General features: G+C 63.8%; 14 protein-coding genes. 13 read left to right on the forward strand and 1 reads right to left on the reverse strand.

Annotation, left to right across the window (positions count from 1 at the left end):
* Position 1: 1 nt before the first annotated feature.
* On the reverse strand, positions 2-418 hold the full coding sequence (locus NUW50_RS03320; protein ID WP_258287641.1) for a hypothetical protein: 417 nt from the start codon (positions 416-418) through the stop codon (positions 2-4).
* A gap of 262 nt (positions 419-680) precedes the next feature.
* Here NUW50_RS03320 and tssA point away from each other — a divergent pair, with 262 nt between their 5' ends.
* From tssA to NUW50_RS03385, 13 genes are all read left to right on the forward strand, one after another.
* The gene (gene tssA / locus NUW50_RS03325) at positions 681-1,721 is read left to right on the forward strand and encodes a type VI secretion system protein TssA (protein ID WP_258287642.1); all 1,041 of its coding nucleotides are present in this window, start codon (positions 681-683) and stop codon (positions 1,719-1,721) included.
* Positions 1,722-1,791: 70 nt separating this feature from the next.
* Positions 1,792-2,298 (forward strand): type VI secretion system contractile sheath small subunit, encoded by a 507-nt coding sequence (gene tssB / locus NUW50_RS03330; protein ID WP_258287643.1) that lies wholly within the window; start codon positions 1,792-1,794, stop codon positions 2,296-2,298.
* A 3-nt stretch (positions 2,299-2,301) separates the two neighbouring features.
* Positions 2,302-3,792, forward strand: a complete 1,491-nt coding sequence (gene tssC / locus NUW50_RS03335) for a type VI secretion system contractile sheath large subunit (RefSeq protein ID WP_258287644.1) — start codon at positions 2,302-2,304, stop codon at positions 3,790-3,792.
* Positions 3,793-3,867: 75 nt separating this feature from the next.
* Entirely contained in the window at positions 3,868-4,368 is a 501-nt protein-coding gene (locus NUW50_RS03340) for an Hcp family type VI secretion system effector (protein ID WP_258287645.1), read from the forward strand.
* Between the two features lie 80 nt (positions 4,369-4,448).
* Positions 4,449-5,288 carry a type VI secretion system accessory protein TagJ gene (locus tag NUW50_RS03345; protein ID WP_258287646.1) on the forward strand — a complete coding sequence of 280 codons (840 nt, stop codon included), beginning with the start codon at positions 4,449-4,451 and terminating at the stop codon, positions 5,286-5,288.
* Entirely contained in the window at positions 5,281-5,778 is a 498-nt protein-coding gene (gene tssE / locus NUW50_RS03350) for a type VI secretion system baseplate subunit TssE (protein ID WP_258287647.1), read from the forward strand. Before NUW50_RS03345 ends, tssE begins: the two co-directional genes overlap by 8 nt.
* A complete protein-coding gene (gene tssF, locus NUW50_RS03355; protein WP_258287648.1) occupies positions 5,778-7,652 on the forward strand; it encodes a type VI secretion system baseplate subunit TssF in 1,875 nt (624 codons plus the stop codon). The genes tssE and tssF overlap by 1 nt, the downstream gene beginning before the upstream one ends.
* On the forward strand, positions 7,616-8,665 hold the full coding sequence (gene tssG, locus NUW50_RS03360; RefSeq protein WP_258287649.1) for a type VI secretion system baseplate subunit TssG: 1,050 nt from the start codon (positions 7,616-7,618) through the stop codon (positions 8,663-8,665). Before tssF ends, tssG begins: the two co-directional genes overlap by 37 nt.
* 12 nt (positions 8,666-8,677) lie before the next feature.
* A complete protein-coding gene (gene tssH / locus NUW50_RS03365; RefSeq protein WP_258287650.1) occupies positions 8,678-11,377 on the forward strand; it encodes a type VI secretion system ATPase TssH in 2,700 nt (899 codons plus the stop codon).
* Positions 11,378-11,393: 16 nt separating this feature from the next.
* Complete coding sequence (locus NUW50_RS03370) at positions 11,394-12,932, forward strand: hypothetical protein (protein ID WP_258287651.1); 1,539 nt, start codon at positions 11,394-11,396, stop codon at positions 12,930-12,932.
* 137 nt (positions 12,933-13,069) lie between these two features.
* The gene (locus NUW50_RS03375) at positions 13,070-13,834 is read left to right on the forward strand and encodes an ion transporter (protein ID WP_258287652.1); all 765 of its coding nucleotides are present in this window, start codon (positions 13,070-13,072) and stop codon (positions 13,832-13,834) included.
* Positions 13,827-15,665: a type VI secretion system contractile sheath domain-containing protein gene (locus NUW50_RS03380; protein ID WP_258287653.1), complete on the forward strand. Its 1,839-nt coding sequence runs from the start codon at positions 13,827-13,829 to the stop codon at positions 15,663-15,665. Before NUW50_RS03375 ends, NUW50_RS03380 begins: the two co-directional genes overlap by 8 nt.
* Positions 15,666-15,734: 69 nt before the next feature.
* Positions 15,735-17,810: a type VI secretion system Vgr family protein gene (locus tag NUW50_RS03385; RefSeq protein WP_258287654.1), complete on the forward strand. Its 2,076-nt coding sequence runs from the start codon at positions 15,735-15,737 to the stop codon at positions 17,808-17,810.
* Positions 17,811-17,820: the final 10 nt, after the last annotated feature.

A 17,820-nucleotide genomic window follows, 5' to 3' on the forward strand; every position in this document is an offset into this window, starting at 1 on the left:
GTCACTTCACCAGTTGCGCGGTGGTCTTGGATTGCAAGGTCACCAGGGGGAAGCAATCGACCGGATCCTCGTTCTGCGGCTTGCAGGTAGAGATCTCGTGCAGCAGCACTTCCGAAATGTCGGCGCAGGCGATCTCGGGCACCTCGAAGAGCTTCAGCGTGGTCCGGTCGGCCGGCAGCGGTGCGGCGTCGATCGACAACAATCGGTCGATCACGCCCTGTTTGTCCAGAATGGCCAGCGACATCTCGAATCCCTCGAAGGTCTTGCCGGTCTGGTTGCGGAACAGGAAGAACGCCCGGCAGCCGCCGCCCTCGTTCTCTTCGAACTTGTTCATCTCGACGGTCAGTTTGCCGTCCTGCGCCGGGGCCGGTCCGGCCAGCCCCGCCAATACCGCTGCCAACAAGAATCCGCGCCGCATGCAAAGTCTCCCGTTCAAATGCATCCCTGATGAGTCCGGTGGGGCCGCCGCAGGGGCAAACCACCCGATCCAAGGCAATTCTTGGTGTGGGATTCCTGACCTTGGGTCAAGTCATTATTGACATCGGGGGCCTCACGGGGCTGTAGTCGGGATCGACAGGATGATGACGCAAACGGACCAGCCACAAATTCGCTGCCGATTGACTTCGCAGAATTTTTCCCGTCCGAATTGACGTCCGAAATGCGACAGCGCCGGGGGAGAGATGGACCTACAAGCCTTGCTTGCCAGCCATGGCGACGATGCTCCAAGTGGTGAAAACCTCGAGTATGACATGGATTTCATCAACCTCGAACTTGCCGCCGCGCCCGGGGAAGAGCGCCAGGCGGGAGACGAGATCCTGCCTGCCGAGGACCCGGACTGGGGCGATGTAAAGGAAAAGGCCCTGACGGTGATGGAGCGCTCGCATGACCTGCGGGCCGCCAACTATCTTGCCCAGGCGATCCTGCATACCGACGGCCTTTCCGGCTTTGTCGAGGTGACGGCCTATATCCGCGGCTGCCTCGAGGATTTCTGGGACACCTGCCACCCCGAGCTTGATGCCGAGGACGACAACGACCCGACCGCCCGGATCAATGCGATGCAGGCACTGGGAGCGCCCGAGGCGGTGGTGCGCTCGCTGCGCCAGACCCCGCTGACCGAGAGCCGCGGCTTCGGCCGCTTCGGCCTGCGCGAACTGCAATACGCCAGCGGCGAAAGCCAGCCGCCCAAGGATGCCACGGTTCCCGACGGCGGCGAAATCTCGGCCGCGTTCCAGGACAGCGACCAGGCGGTGCTGGCCGAAAAGCTCGCCGCCGCCCGCGAGGCGCTGGCCAATGTGAAGGCCATCGAGGCCAAGTTTGCCGAGGAGACTCCGGGCCGCGGTCCGAATCTGGACCTGCTGATCAAGACCTTGCAGCAGATCATCAATGCACTGAACGACAATGTCGCCGCGCCCGAGGCCGCGGAAGACGCCGGCGGCGATGCCGAGGGCTTCGACGCGGCCGCGGAGGGCGAGGGCGGTGCGGCCCCGGCGGCTGGCGGCGGTGGTGGCGGCGGCGTCGGGGCGATCAATTCGCCCGGCGACGTGACCAAGACGCTGGACAAGCTTCTGGCCTATTATGAGCGCGCCGAGCCTTCGAGCCCGGTGCCGATCATCCTGAAGCGGGCCAAGCGTCTCGTGGGTGCGGATTTCATGACGATCATCAAAGATCTTGCGCCGCAAGGTATGGATAGCGTCACTATGATCGGCGGCGAAGACGGCTAGTATGGCCGCTAACCGGAAACGGCCAGGCGCCAAGCCGGGCCATCGGAACAGACGATAGGGGAGACCAGGGATGGCCAGTTCACAGAAATTCATTGCGCGAAACCGCGCACCGAGGGTCCAGATCGAATATGATGTGGAACTCTACGGCGCCGAGAAGAAGGTTCAGCTGCCCTTCGTCATGGGGGTCATGTCCGACCTGTCGGGCAAGTCGGAAGAGCCGCTTCCCGGCGTGGCCGACCGCAAGTTTCTGGAAATCGACGTCGATAACTTCGACGACCGGATGAAGTCGATGAAGCCGCGTGCCGCCTTCTCGGTTCCGAACACGCTGACCGGCGAGGGCAACCTTGCGGTGGACATCACCTTCGAGAGCATGGACGATTTCTCGCCCGCCGCGATCGCGGCCAAGGTCGAGCCGCTGAAGAAGCTGCTCGATGCGCGCACCCAGCTGTCGAACCTGATGACCTACATGGATGGCAAAACCGGCGCCGAGAACCTGATCGCCCAGGTGATCCAGGACCCGGCGCTTCTGAAGACGCTGGCTGAGAAGCCGGCAGATGACAAACCGGCGGAGGAGTAAGACATGGCCGAAGCTGAACAGGCGGCCGCCGAAGGCGCAACCGAAACTGCGGAAGCCAGCGATTTCTCGTCGCTTCTGAACAAGGAGTTCCGGCCCAAGTCCGATGCCGCCAAGTCGGCGGTCGAGGATGCGGTCAAGACCCTTGCGGAACATGCCTTGGCCAACACGGCGCTGATCTCGGACGACGCCCTGCGTTCGATCCAGTCGATCATTGCCGCGATCGACGAGAAGCTGACCGAGCAGATCAACGAGATCATCCACCATCCCGACTTCCAGCAGCTCGAAAGCGCCTGGCGCGGTCTGCACTATCTGGTGAACAACACCGAGACCGACGAGCAGCTGAAGATCCGCGTCATGAACATCTCCAAGAAGGAGATGGCCAAGACGCTGAAGAAGTTCAAAGGCACCGCCTGGGACCAGTCGCCGATCTTCAAGAAAGTCTACGAAGAGGAATTCGGCCAGTTCGGCGGCGAACCCTATGGCGCGCTGGTCGCCGACTACCACTTCGACCATTCCCCGCCGGACGTGGAACTGCTGGGCGAGATGGCCAAGATCGCCGCCGCGGCCCATGCGCCGCTGATCACCGGGGCCAACCCGACGCTGTTCCAGATGGACTCGTGGTCGGAACTGTCGAACCCGCGCGATCTGACCAAGATCTTCCAGACCCCGGAATACGCCGCTTGGCGCAGCCTGCGGGAGAGCGAGGACTCGAAATACATCGGCATGGCGATGCCGCGGTTCCTGGGCCGTCTGCCCTATGGCTCCAAGACCGATCCGGTCGAGGCCTTCGCCTTCGAGGAAGACACCGAGAGCGCCGATTCCAGCAAGTACTCCTGGGTCAACGCGGCCTACGGCATGGCGGTCAACATCACCCGGTCGTTCAAGCAATACGGCTGGTGCAGCCAGATCCGTGGCGTTGAATCGGGCGGGACGCTGTCGGAACTTCCGTCGCATACCTTCCCGACCGACGACGGCGGGGTCGATCAGAAATGTCCGACCGAAATCGCCATCGGCGACCGGCGCGAGGCGGAACTGGCCAAAAACGGCATGATGCCGCTGATCCACCGCAAGAACACCGACATGGCGACCTTCATCGGCGCCCAGTCGCTGCACAAGCCGGCGGAATATGATGATCCGGACGCGACCGCCAACGCCAACCTGGCCGCGCGGCTGCCCTATCTCTTCGCGACCTGCCGCTTCGCCCACTATCTGAAGTGCATGGTCCGCGACAAGGTCGGCTCGTTCAAGAGCCGCCAGGACATGGAGAAATGGCTCCAGCAGTGGATCAACAACTACGTTGATTTCAACGCCGACATCTCATCGCAGGAAGAGAAGGCACGCAAGCCGCTGGCTGCCGCCGAGGTCGTCGTTGAAGAAGTCGAGGGCAACCCCGGCTACTACTCCTCGAAGTTCTTCCTGCGCCCGCACTACCAGCTTGAAGGCCTGTCGGTGTCTCTCCGGCTGGTGTCGAAACTCCCGTCAGAGAAGAGCTGAGGACAGCTCACCTCAACCAATTCAAGACCCCAACCCCTGCGCCATATGCGCGAACTCTAAGAAAGGATTAAGACCATGGCAGCGAATATGTTCATGCTCATTTCGGACATTGAAGGCGACGCCGTCGAAGGCAACCACGAGAACTGGATCGTGCTGGAAGGCGTCAACTGGAACCTGGCCCGCGCGGTGGATATGACCGACCTCGGCTCGAACCAGCGTGGTCACGCGAACACCAACTTCGGCAAGGTCGAAGTGACCACCGAACTGGGCAAGGCGTCGTGCAAGCTGATGCTGTCGGTCGCCAACGGCACCGTGCGTCCCGAGATCACGATCCACCAGTGCCGTTCGGGCGACGCCGAGGACGAAGGTCTGGCCCCGTATCTGATCTGGACCCTCTACTCGACCGTCGTCGACAGCTACAGCGTTAGCTCCAGCGCCGACGCCGTCCCGACCGAGACCTGGACCCTGGCCTATGAGAAGATCATGGTCGAGTACCACGGCACCGATCAGGACACCGCCGGTCTGTCGAAAGAGAGCGAGTTCAAGTGGAACCTGCGGACCGGCAAGGTCGGCTGATCCATCTTGCTTCATGTCTTCTTCGGGCGTCACATCGGTGGCGCCCGGAGGCCCTTCTACTCTGACCGAAAGCTGGCAGCATGACGCCCGAAGAGCACCTAAGATCAGGCGATCTCGACGCGGCACTTGCCGCCCTTCAGGATCGCATCCGCGCAAACCCCGCAGAAGTGAAGCTGCGGATTTTCCTTTTTCAGCTTCTCTGCGTGCTCGGCGACTGGAAGCGTGCGATCAACCAGTTGAAGGTCTGCGGCGAGCTCTCGCCCGCGGCCCTGCCGATGTGCCAGACCTATCGCGAGGCGATCATCTGCGAAGTCTACCGCGAGAAGGTCTTCGCCGGCGAGAAGGAGCCGCTCGTCTTCGGTGATCCTTCGGAATGGATGGCGCATCTCATGGAGGCGCTCAAGCTCCTGGCCCAGGGCCACCCAGACGACGCCGCCAAGCTGCGCGACAAGGCCTTCGATGCGGCGCCGGCCAGCCCCGGCATGATCAACGGCGAGAAATTCGAATGGATATCCGATGCCGACATGCGGCTGGGTCCCTGTTTCGAGGCGATCGTCAACGGCCGCTATTTCTGGGTGCCCTTCTCCCGGGTCAAGCAGCTCGATTTCGAGGCGCCGACCGATCTGCGCGACGCGATCTGGATGCCGGCGACGCTGACCCTGCCGAACGAAGGCCAGGTCGTGGCACTGCTGCCGACCCGCTATCCCGGCACCGAACGCACCGGCACCGCGGCCGAGAAACTGTCGCGCGCCACCAGCTGGACCGATGCCGGCGCAGAGACCTTCGTGGGCTCGGGCCAACGGCTTTGGACCACCGACAACAACGAAGTCCCGCTGATGGAGGCACGGTCGCTGACCATCGTCGGCGCCGAGGCCGAGGCCGAGCCTGCCGCCCCGGACGAGAGCGGTGAGAATGGTTGAGAATTCGGATCACGAGAGGCTCCAGCCCTCGCTGCTCGACCGGCTGACCGACCGGGAACCGACCCAGTTGAAGGAGTCCCGGGACGAGCGGGTGATCGACATCCGTCGGCTGCGCGAGATCGTGCAGCGCGATCTGAGCTGGCTTCTGAACACCGACAACAACGACAACCTCATCGACCCCGAGATCTACCCCCATGCGGCGCAATCGGTGTTGAAATACGGGGTCAAGGAGATATCGGGGGACTATTCGACAACGGAAAAGGCCGAGTTGATCCGCAAGTCGATCCAGAACGCCATCGAAACCTTCGAGCCGCGGATTCGCGCCGGCTCGGTCGATGTCGAGCTGCGCACCAATGACGTGAAACGGGAAACCATCGTCGCCTTCGACATCCGCGCCGACATGTGGGCCGAACCGGTGCCGATGGAACTCTACCTGCGCTCGGAGGTCGATGTGACGACCGGGGAGATTTCGGTCGAGAGGTCCATGTGATGGATACCCGACTGCTGCGCCATTACGAGAACGAACTGGCGTTCATGCGGGACATGGGCGGCGAATTCGCGGCTGCCTATCCCAAGATCGCCGCACGGCTGGGGATGGAGGGGCTGGAAGTCCTCGACCCCTATGTCGAGCGGCTGCTGGAAGGCGTCGCCTTCCTTTCGGCACGGGTGCAGCTGGAGCTTGAGCTGCAATACCCGGCCTTCACCGCCAACCTGCTGGAAATCATCTATCCGCACTATCTGGCGCCGACGCCGTCGATGATGGTGGCGGCCTTCCAGCCGGATGTCGGCAACTCGGCGGTCAAGGACGGCTATGTCCTGGAGCGCCACACCCAGCTTCGGGCGCGGACGGTCGAGGGCGGTCAGACCGCCTGCGTCTTCCGCACCGCGGCGGATGTCACGCTCTGGCCGATCGAGATTTCCGAGGTCGAATACATCGACAGCCGCGGCGGCCTTGTGGCGGCCGGCGTGTCGCGCCGGACCGAGGCAAGGGCGGGCATCCGGCTGCGGCTGAAACGGACCGACGGGCTGAAGATGGCGGCGCTGTCGATGGACCGGCTGGTGGTGCATCTCAACAGCCAGGCCGGCAATGCCTGGGCCCTGCACGAGATGATCGCCGCGGAATCCGTCGGCCTGGTCGGGCGGGCGACCGACCGCCGCGCCGACTGGACGCTGGAACTGCCCGAGGGCCGGGTCGAGCAGCGCGGCTTCGAGCCGGAAGAGGCGCTGCTGCCGACCCCGGCGCGCAGCTTCGACGGCTACCGGCTGCTGCAAGAATATTTCGCCATGCCCGAGCGGTTCCATTTCGTCGAACTCTGCGGGCTGCAACCGGCGCTGAAGAAGGCGCCCGGCAGCGATGTCGATATCTACATCCTGCTGAAGGACGGCAATCGCGACATCGGTGAGGGGCTGTCGGTGGACTCGTTCCTGCTGCACGCGGTTCCGGCGATCAACCTGTTCCCGCGCCGCTTCGACCGCGCCCATGTGACCACGACCGACACCGAACAGCATATCACGGTGAACCGCACGGCGCCGCTGGACTACGAGATCTACAGCATCGATCGGGTCATCGGCATCTCGGGCGAGGGCAAGGAGGACGTCGTCTTCAAGCCCTTCTATTCGGCCTCGGACCTGACCGCGGCGGGAGAGACCCATCCGGCCTATTACACGATCCACCGCAGGATGCGGCAGCGGTCCGAGCGGGAGCGGCTGCGCGGGGTGCGGACCTCCTACCTGGGGGCCGAGATCTACCTGAGCCTGGTCGATGGCAAGCAGGCCCCCTACGGCGCCGACATCACCCAGCTTGCGGTCAGCGGGCTCTGCACCAACCGCGACCTGCCGATGCTTCTGGCCACCGCGGGCAAGGATGTCTTCGACCTGCCCGAGGGCGGCCCGGTGCTGTCGGTCAGCACCCCGGTGGCGCCGACCCGGCCGCGCCCGACCATGGCCCAGGGCGATACCGCCTGGCGGCTGATCTCGCATCTGTCGCTGAACTACATTTCGATTGCCGACAATCCGGAACAGGGCGCCGAGGCGCTGCGCGAGTTGATCGGGATCTACGCCCCGGTCGGCGACCGGGTGATCTCGAAGCAGCTGGAAGGCGTGGTGGACATCTCCTCGCGCCCGATCGTGCGACGGATGACGGATGAGGTTCTCTCGACCGCGGTGCGCGGGCTCGAGATCACCCTGACCTTCGACGACAGCTTCTTCGAGGGCTCCAGCGCCTATCTGCTGGGTTCGGTGCTCGAGCGGTTCTTCCGCAAGCATGTGACGATCAATTCCTTCACCGAAACCGTCCTCAGGACGCAACAACGCGGAGAGATAGCCCGATGGAGACCGGCGGCGGGTCTGGGTCGGATGATCTGACGCATTTCGCGCAGCTCCTGAAGACCCCGCAAAAGCACCACCTGTTCCACGCGCTTCGCATCATCGAGGCGCGCTACAAGGATTCGCCGCGCCTGGGGGAAAGCCGCCGTTCCGCGCAGGACCCCGTGCGGCTGGAGCAGGAACCCGAACTGGCCTTTCCTCCCTCGACCATCGCCTCGTTCACCCCGCCAAAAAACGGCAAGCCGGGGCGGCTGATCAACCGCTTCTTCGGGCTCTTCGGGCCGCACGGGCCGCTGCCGCTCCATCTGACCGAATACGCCCGCGACCGGCAGCGCAACCACCGCGACAGCGCGCTGGTGGCCTTTGCCAACATGCTGACGCACCGGATGATGGGCCTGTTCTACCGGGCCTGGACGGCGGGCCAGCCGGCGCCGAGTTTCGACCGCGGCGGTCCGGACCCGGTCGAGCGCAAGGTGGCCGCGCTGGCCGGCTACGGCGGCTACAAGATGGACGGCGCCGACCTGATGCCGGACCTCGCCAAGCGGCATTTCGCGGGCCACCTGGCCAGCGGCGCCAAACATGCCGAAGGGCTGGTCTCGATCCTGTCCGCCTTTTTCGAGGCGCCGGTCCGGATACAGCAGTTCGTCGGCTGCTGGCTGGAGCTGGAAGGCTCGGACCGCTGGCAACTGGGCGCGCCGGCGGGGCTGGGCGCCTCGACCTCGGTCGGCACAAGGGTCTGGTCGCGGGCCTCGAAGTTCCGGCTGCTGATCGGGCCGGTGGACATCGAGACCTACCGCAGGCTGTTGCCGGGGCGGGGGGCCCTGGAACGAATGGAGGCGATCGTCCGCAACTATGTCGGCGACCGTCTGGACTGGGATGTGAACATCATCCTCAAGGCCGAGGACGTGCCGCGTACCGCTCTGGGCGCCGGTTCGGCCCTGGGACAGACGACCTGGGTCGGTCGCCGCCGCGACATGGCCGAAGATGCCGACGACCTTTATCTGGCGCCGCCGTCGCAGACCCGCGGCTCTCGGGCGCTTGCAGGACATTGAGAGGGGAATAGAATGAGTGAAATCAGCCGTGTGTCGCTGTTCGGGAAGCTGAACAAACTGGGCTATCAGGCGATCGAAGGGGCCACCGTCTTCTGCAAGATGCGCGGCAACCCCTATGTCGAACTGGTGCATTGGTTCCACCAGATCCTGAACAATCAGGACAGCGACCTGCATCGGCTGGTCCAGCATTACGAGATCGACCCCTCGCGGCTGGCCAGCGACATGACCCGCGCGCTCGATGCCCTGCCGCGCGGCGCCTCGACCATTTCCGACCTCTCCGAACATCTCGAAAACGCCGTCGAACGGGCCTGGACCTACGGCTCGCTGATGTTCAATTCCAGCCAGGTGCGGACCGGCCACATCATTCTGGGAATGCTCAAGACGCCGCCCCTGCGCAACATCCTGTACGACATGTCGGCGGAGTGGAAGAAGATCAAGCCGGACGATTTCTCGGACAACTTCATGGACGTGGTTTCGGGCTCGCCCGAGGATGGCCAGAAACCGACCGATGGGTCCGCCGTCGGCGGCGGCGAGCCGGGCGAGTTTTCCGACGCCCGCGCCCCGGCCCAGATGGGCAAGGAAGAGGCGCTGGCGCAGTTCTGCACCGACCTGACCCAGCAGGCCCGCGACGGCAAGATCGACCCGATCGTCGGCCGCGACGAGGAAATCCGCCAGGTGGTCGATGTGCTGATGCGCCGCCGCCAGAACAACCCGATCCTCACCGGCGAGGCCGGGGTGGGCAAGACCGCCGTGGTCGAAGGCTTCGCGTTGCGGATCGCCCGCGGCGACGTGCCTCCGGCGCTGCGCGAGGCGCGGCTGATGGCGCTGGACGTGGGGCTGCTGCAGGCCGGCGCCAGCATGAAGGGCGAGTTCGAGAACCGCCTGCGCCAGGTGATCGACGAGGTTCAGGCCTCGACCGTGCCGATCATCATGTTCATCGACGAGACCCATACGCTGGTCGGGGCCGGTGGCGCGGCCGGAACCGGCGACGCCGCCAACCTGCTGAAACCGGCGCTGGCCCGGGGCACGCTGCGGACCATCGGCGCCACCACTTGGGCCGAATACAAGAAGCATATCGAGAAGGACCCGGCGCTGACCCGGCGCTTCCAGACCGTCGTGGTGGACGAGCCCGATCCGGAAAAGGCGATCATGATGATGCGCGGCATCGCCTCGATGCTGGAAAAGCACCACAAGGTGCAGATCCTCGATGAAGGCATCGAAGCCGCGGTGAACCTCTCGGCGCGCTACATCCCGGCCCGGCAATTGCCGGACAAGTCGGTCTCGGTGCTCGATACCTCCTGTGCCCGGGTGGCGATCAGCCAGTTTGCGACGCCGGCCTCGGTGGACGATTCGCAGCGCCGGATCAGCGCCCTGGAGACCGAGCTGGAAATCATCGGCCGCGACGAGACCGCCGGTTACGATGTCGCCGACCGGCGCGAGGCGGTGACGGCGGCCAAGACCGAAGAGGAGGCCCGGCTGGCCGAGCTGACCGGCAAATGGGAAGCCGAGAAGGCGGTGGTCGAGAAGATTCTCGCCCTGCGCGAGAAGCTGCGCGAAGGCGGGGCGCCGGTGGACACGCCGGATGCCGCCGAAAGCACCAAGGGCCCGTTGCAGGGTGAAGAGCGGGCCGCGGCGCTGGAGGAACTCAAGGCCGCCAATGCCGAACTGACCGAGCTTCAGGGCGAAGACCCGCTGATCCTGCCGATCGTCGATGCCCAGGCCGTCGGCAGTGTCGTCGGCGACTGGACCGGGATTCCGGTCGGCCGGATGCTGAAGGACGAGATCGAGACGGTTCTCAACCTCGACTCCCTGCTGGCCAAGCGGGTGATCGGCCAGGACCACGCGATGAAGATGATCGCCAAGCGGATCCAGACCAGCCGCGCCGGGCTCGACAACCCGTCGAAGCCGATCGGGGTCTTCATGCTGGCGGGGACCAGCGGCGTCGGCAAGACCGAGACCGCGCTGGCGCTGGCCGAGGTGCTCTATGGCGGCGAACAGAACGTCATCACCATCAACATGAGCGAGTATCAGGAGGCCCATACCGTCAGCAGCCTGAAGGGCGCGCCGCCGGGCTACATCGGCTATGGCGAAGGCGGGGTGCTGACCGAGGCGGTGCGGCGCAAGCCCTACAGCGTCGTCCTGCTGGACGAGGTCGAAAAGGCGCACCCGGATGTGCACGAGATCTTCTTCCAGGTCTTCGACAAGGGCGTGATGGAGGATGGCGAGGGCCGCTCGATCGACTTCCGCAACACGCTGATCCTGCTGACGACCAATGCCGGCACCGAGATGATCATGGATCTCTGCGCCGATCCGGATCTGATGCCGGACCCGGACGGGATGGCCAAGGCGCTGCGCGAGCCGCTGCTGAAGATCTTCCCGCCGGCCCTGCTGGGACGTCTGGTGGTGATCCCCTATTACCCGCTGAGCCCGTCCATGATCGCCGAGATCACCAAGCTGCAGCTGAACCGCATCAAGAAGCGGGTCGAGGCGCAGCGCGGCGTGCCGTTCGAATATTCCGATGCCGTGGTCGATCTGATCGTCGAGCGCTGCCAGGAAGTCGAATCCGGCGGCCGGATGATCGACGCGATCGTCACCAATACCATGCTGCCCGACATTTCCTCCGAATTCCTGAAACGGATGATGGCCGGCGGCGAGGTAACCAAGGTCGCCCTCGATGTCGCGGACGGCAATTTCACTTACGCATTCGATTGAAAGGGAGGACGACGCGATGAAGAAGGGGGTAACTCCACAGCTGGATTCCAAATGGTGGGCAAAGAACAAGGCCAAGACCCTGCTCAAGACCGGCATCGGCGATGCCCTGCGCAACTACGAGGTGGCGCAGGCCAAGAAGGATGATCAGCTCGTCCTGAAGTCCCTGTCGGTGTTGAAGAAGGCGGTCGCCAACGGCGTCACCAAGGCCAATCCGAAACTGCATGCCGAAACCATCGCGGCGCTGAAGAAATACCCGAAGCTGATCGAAGAGCAGATCAAGCTGGCGAACGAGCGCATCGCCCGCGACGCCGCGGCCGCCAAGGGCGGCGGGCCGGCGCCGAAGCAGAAGATCGGCAAGGACGTGGTGATCTGGTCCATCGACGTCGGCGTCGAGGTCCAGAAGCAGTTCAAGCCCGCCTGGCTGGAAAGCTTCAAGGGCTACAAGATGTCCCTGAAGCTGAATGACGACATCCTCAAGCTGCTGGAAGCGGAAGAGGATTTCGTCACCCCCGCCTTCATGGTCGAGGATGCCCAGAAGGTCGGCAAGGAGACCGTCGATGCGATCGTCAACGCGGCCAAGAAGGTCGATGCCTTCACCGGCACGCCGCAGGCGGTCGACAAGATGCGGGCCAATTTCGTCAAGGTTGCGGAAGGGCTGATCAAGACCCAGGCGAAGAAGCTGGCGCCGATCCCGGCGACCCGCTGGAAGACCTTCGTCGCGCGGCACAAGCAGTACAAGGACTACAAGATCAAGGCCGGCTTCGACGTCACGCTCGGCATTCTCGGCACTGCCGGGGCGGCGGCCGGGATCGTCGGATCGGGCGGCGCCGGGCTGGTGCTGGGGATCGTGGCGCTGGTCCGCTCGACCACCGCGGTGATCAAGCAGATCTACGATCTGGCGCTGGACGCCGACAAGGTCGGCAAGGATCTGAAGAAGGACTGCGACACGCTCCTGGCGCGTTATGTCGATGCCCAGGGCCAGGCCAACAAGAAGACCCAGGGCGCGGCCGAGGTCGGCGGAACGGTGCTGAAGAGCATCCTCGGCACCGATGCGCCCTTCCTCGCGACGATCCCCAAGGCGCAGGCCAACTACGAACTCTGGGACAACAAGATCGCCGGGGTGACGGTCGCGGGCCGGGCTGCCTCGAAGCAGATCAACCAGGCGCTGAAGGGCTGCGACGCCGCCGAGAAGCGGATCATGAAGGCCCAGGGCAAGGAGGCGCAGAAGGTTTACAAGACCCTCGTCAAACTGCGCAAGCAACTGGACGAAGCCCTGAACAAGACCTCGGATCTGATGGCCAAGGTCAGCCGTTTCGAGGCCAACGGCCCGGCGCTGCAGAAGACGCTCAAGAGCCTGTCGAACCAGAACTCGGACTTCGCCAAGATCTTCGACAAGGTGTTCCCCGCAGTGGTCAACCTGACCCTGTCGGGCGCCTCGGCGGGTGTCGGCTTCAAGGAGGCCAAGACCACGCTCGAGACCTTCAACACCGCTCTGGGCCTGGCCAACGACATCATGAGCGAGGGCAAGGACAAGCTCGAGGAATACCTCGGCTGACAAGGCATTGCGGCGCCCCCGCCGGGGCGCCGTGACCGCGACGACAGAAGGAAAGCGACCAGAACGTGATTGCGACGAACCACAGCGAGAGCGGCGGACACAGGGCCCGGTTGCGGGGATTCCTGGAACGCGACTCCGTGCGCAATACGATCCTGACGGTGATCATCTTCAACGCGATCACCCTGGGGTTCTCGACCTCGGACACCGTGATGGCGGTGGCCGGGCCGTTGATCCATGCGGTGGACAGGATCGTGCTGGTGATCTTCATCATCGAGCTGGGGCTGAAGCTCTATGCCTACGGGCTGGCCTTCTTCCGCACCTGGTGGAACCTGTTCGACGCCTTCGTGATCCTGGTCGGGCTGCTGCCGCAGACCGGCAGCCTGCGTGCGCTCAGGGCGCTGCGGGTGATCCGGGCGCTGCGGCTCTTGTCGGTGGTGCCGCAGATGCGCGCCGTCGTGCAGGCGCTGTTCGACGCGCTGCCCGGGATGGGCGCGGTCATCATCATGCTGTCGATCGTCTATTACGTCTTCGGCGTCATGGCGACGCTCATGTTCGGCAACGCCTTCGACGAATGGTTCGGCACCCTGGGCCGTTCGCTCTATTCTCTGTTCCAGATCATGACGCTGGAAAGCTGGTCCATGGGCATCGTCCGCCCGGTCATGGACGAGTTTCCCTATGCTTGGGCCTTCTTCGTGCCCTTCATCATCGTCACCTCGTTTTCGGTGCTCAACCTCTTCATCGGCCTTCTGGTCAACACCATGCAGGGCGCGGTGGAGGATCAGAGATCGCTGGACATCGAGGAACTGACCAGGATCACGGTCGAACAGACCCAGACCCTGACCGAAGAAATCAGATCACTGCGGCGCGAAATCGTCGAAATTGGGAGAAACAAGAATGGCTGATACGCTTCATTCCGGCACTGGATCCTTCGCTTTCGGAAGCATGGGCAAGGAACGCCCGGACCGCGCCAGTCTGAACCGCAGCCGGTTCCGGATGGCGATCATGGGAGACTTCTCGGGACGCGCCGCGAAGGGGGAGATCGAAACCGGCGAGGCCCTGGCCAAGCGCCGGGCGATCAAGCTGGATGTCGATACGATCGAGGACGTGATCGAGGGCTTCGCGACCACGCTGGTGCTGCCGATCGGCAAGAAGGGCGCGGGCATCGAGGTCAAGCTGAACGGGATCGACGACCTGCACCCCGACGAGTTGTTCGAGAATGTCGAGCTGTTCGAAGGGCTGGTGGCGCTGCGGCGCCAGCTCGGCTCGGGCAAGACCTCCGAATCCGCCGTCAAGACGCTCAAGGAATGGGGCAAGGAGCACGGCCGGAAGGTCTCGCCGCCGAAGAAGTCGTCGCGCGGCAACAAGGTGCCGGCCGATCGCAAGCTGACGGATTTTCAGAAGCTGATGGGCGACAAGGCCGAAAAGCCCGCCGCCACCCCCGCCGATGAGCTGATCGCCCGGATCGTCGGCCCGCATGTGAAATCGCTGCCCGACGCCGATGCGCCGGCGCTGCAGGAAGCGGTGGACGAGGCGCTGTCGGACGCGATGCGCCTGGTTCTGCACCACCCCGAGTTCCAGTCGGTCGAGGCGCAGTGGCGGATGCTCGACCTGATCGCGCGCTCGATCGAGACCGACGACGATTTCGACATCATTCTCTACGACATCTCGGCCGAGGAGATCGCCGCCGACCTGGCCTCGGTCGAGGATCTGACCGAAAGCGGCCTCTACCAGCTGCTGGCCGAGGGCACCCCGGACGGGCGCGGCAATTTCTCGGCCCTGATCGGGCTCTATACATTCGAGGAAACCCCGCCCCACGCCGAATTGCTGGGCCGTGTGGCGCGGCTGGCGGCGCATATCGACGCGCCGTTCGTTTCGGCCATGGCGCCGGGCTTCATGGACATCGAGAAGAAGAACCGGCACCCGCTGGTCGCCGAGGCCTGGGACGGGCTGCGCGCGATGCCCGAGGCCGGGCATGTGGCGCTGGCCACGCCGCGCTTCCTGCTGCGCCGGCCCTACGGCAAGAAGACCGACCCGATCTCGGAGTTCGATTTCGAGGAGTTCACCCCGCAGGAGGGCATGGCGGGGATGCTCTGGGCCAATCCGGCGGTCTTCGTGGCGATTCTGCTGGCACTGTCCTACAAGCAGAACGGCGCGGCGATGAAGCTCGGCTCTGTGATGCAGCTGGGCGGCCAGCCGTATCACTTCGTGGTCGATCAGTATGGCGACCAGATTCAGCTGCCCTGCACCGAGCGCAACATCACTCAGGCCAAGGCCGTCAAGGTGCTGGAGCGCGGCTTCATGCCGGTCCTGACGATCAAGGGCCGCGACGAGATCAGGCTGGCAGCCTTCATGTCGCTTGCCGGCAAGATCCTGCTTGGCCCCTGGTCCAAGACACCGGCGCCCGAGCCGTCTCCGCCCAGCCGCTCGGCCGCGCCCGCGACCGCCAGCGACGACGATGCCGACAGCGGTGCCGAGGATGATGACGATCTCGACGCCCTGCTGGCCGGCGACGATGACGACGCCGGCAGCGACGATGGCGATGTCGGTGACGATGATCTGGATTCCTTACTGTCGGGACTCGACGACGAGGGCGATACTGGGGGCGATGACGATCTCGATGCGCTGCTGGCAGGTTTCGACGACGACAGCGACGATGACGACGGCGCCGAGGACGACGCTGGCGATGAAGAAGAAATGGACCCGGAACTGGCGGCGCTGCTTGAGAGTCTTTAGGCTTGCAGCGCCAACCCGGGAGACCCAAGGCCAGCGGAATTACCCGCTGGCCGGTGAGAGGATGAAGCAATGGCCAAGTCCATAGCCCAATTGGTACACCCGCTGGCCAAGGTGGTCGGCGACTTTTCTACGCAGGAATCGTTTCTGATTTCGGCGCAAGTTACTGAAGAACTCAGCACCATTACCCGGGCGCGGATCGTATTCGCCGTCAAGGACAGCAAGATGGGGCTCGACAAGCTGCTTGGCACCAAGCTGCATGTCGAGCTGCTGACCAAGGACGAATCGCCGCGCAAGTTTCTGGGCACCTGCATCGAGGCAGAATATCTCGGTATCTCGCAGGGTTATGACATGTTCGCGGTCGAGACCCGCGCTTGGCTGTGGTTCCTGACCCAGAGTTCGGACAACCGGATCTTCCAGGACAAGTCGATTCCCGAGATCGTCGAACAGGTCTGCAAGGATCTGGGCTTCACCGATGTCGAGCTGAAGCTCTCGGCCACCTACAGCCCGCGCACCTATGTGGTGCAGTACAACGAGACCAATTTCGATTTCATCAGCCGCCTGATGGAAGAGGCGGGGATCTACTATTTCTTCGATCATTCCGGCGGCACCGAGAAACTGGTGCTGGCCGACGGGCTGGGCGCGCACCAGCCCCTGCCGCAGACCCCCGAACTGGAGTTCAAACCGCGCGTGCAGAAGGGCAAGCGCGAGATGGAAACCGTGTTCGAGTGGAGCGACAGGCAGAAGGTCGTCACCGGCAAGGTCTCGCTCCAGGCGCTGGAGTTCACCACCCCGAACACCAACCTCGGCGTGACCAGCATCAACAAGAAGGGCAAGCACAGCTACAACGAGCTGGAAATCTATTCGATGGACGGCCACTACAGCAAGGTCGCGGATGGCGAGAACTTCGCCAAGGTGGCGGTGGAACGCCACGCCTCCGAGGCCGAACGCTGGACCGGCGCCGCCAACGCCCGCACCATGACCCCCGGTGCCACCTTCAAGCTGAAGGGCCATGAACGGCTCGGCAAGAAGAACGACTTCCTGCTGGTGAAATGCACCCATTACTTCCAGATCGAGGTCCAGAGTGAAGAGGACGGCGGCGGCGAGCTGGAGCAGTTCGTGGTCAACAAGGGGCTGAACTTCCCCTCCAAGGACGACATGTATCTGGTCGAATTCGAGGTGACCGAAAAGTCGGAACAGTTCCGCCCCAAGGCCACCACCGCCTGGCCGAAGATGTCGGGCGTGCATCGCGGCGTCGTCTCCGGCCCCGAGGGGGAAGAGATCTATGTCGATGAATACGGCCGCATCAAGGTGTTCTTCTACTGGGACCGGCAAGGCAAGGAGGACGAGAACTCTTCCTGCTGGGTCCGCGTGACGCAGCCCTTCGCCGGCAAGGGCTACGGCACGATGTTCATTCCCCGGATCGGCTCCGAGGTGCTGATCGCCTTCGAACGCGACGATCCGGACTATCCGATCTGCATCGGCCAGATCTACAACAACTTCGAGCCGGTGCCCTACACGCTGCCGGACAACATGACCCAGACCGGGATCAAGACCGAAAGCACCAAGGGCGGCGGCGGCTTCCACGAACTGGTGTTCGAGGACAAGAAGGACGAGGAGTTCATCCGGCTCCAGTCCGAGAAGGACTGGTTCGAGAAGATCAAGAACAATGCCGAGATCACCATCGGTCTCGAAAAGATGGACCCCGGCGACATGTCGCTGACGGTTTACAATTCGATGACAGAACTGCTGATGGAGGGTGACCACACCTTCACGGTGGACAAGGGAAGCCAGACCATCGAGATCGAGAAGGACCACACGGCCACGATCCGCAGCGGCAACCACACGACGAATGTGGACGGCGGGAACCACACGCTCACCATCGCATCGGGTGATCAGACGACGAATATCGACTCCGGAAAGATGACCGTGACGGCGGCGAAGTCGATCGAGCTGGTCGTCGGCGGCTCGTCGATCAAGATCGAGCCATCGAAGATCACCATGACCTCGGTGCAGATCGACATAAAGGCCGACGCAGCGCTGACCGCCGAGGCCGGTGCGAATGCGACATTCAAGGGCGGTGCCAGTGGCACCTTTGATGGCGGCGGAATGGCCACCCTCAAGGGTGGCTTGGTCAAGATCAACTGATGGAGCGGGA

Source organism: Frigidibacter sp. ROC022, assembly GCF_024723735.1.
In the GTDB taxonomy this organism is placed as follows: domain Bacteria; phylum Pseudomonadota; class Alphaproteobacteria; order Rhodobacterales; family Rhodobacteraceae; genus SLM-1.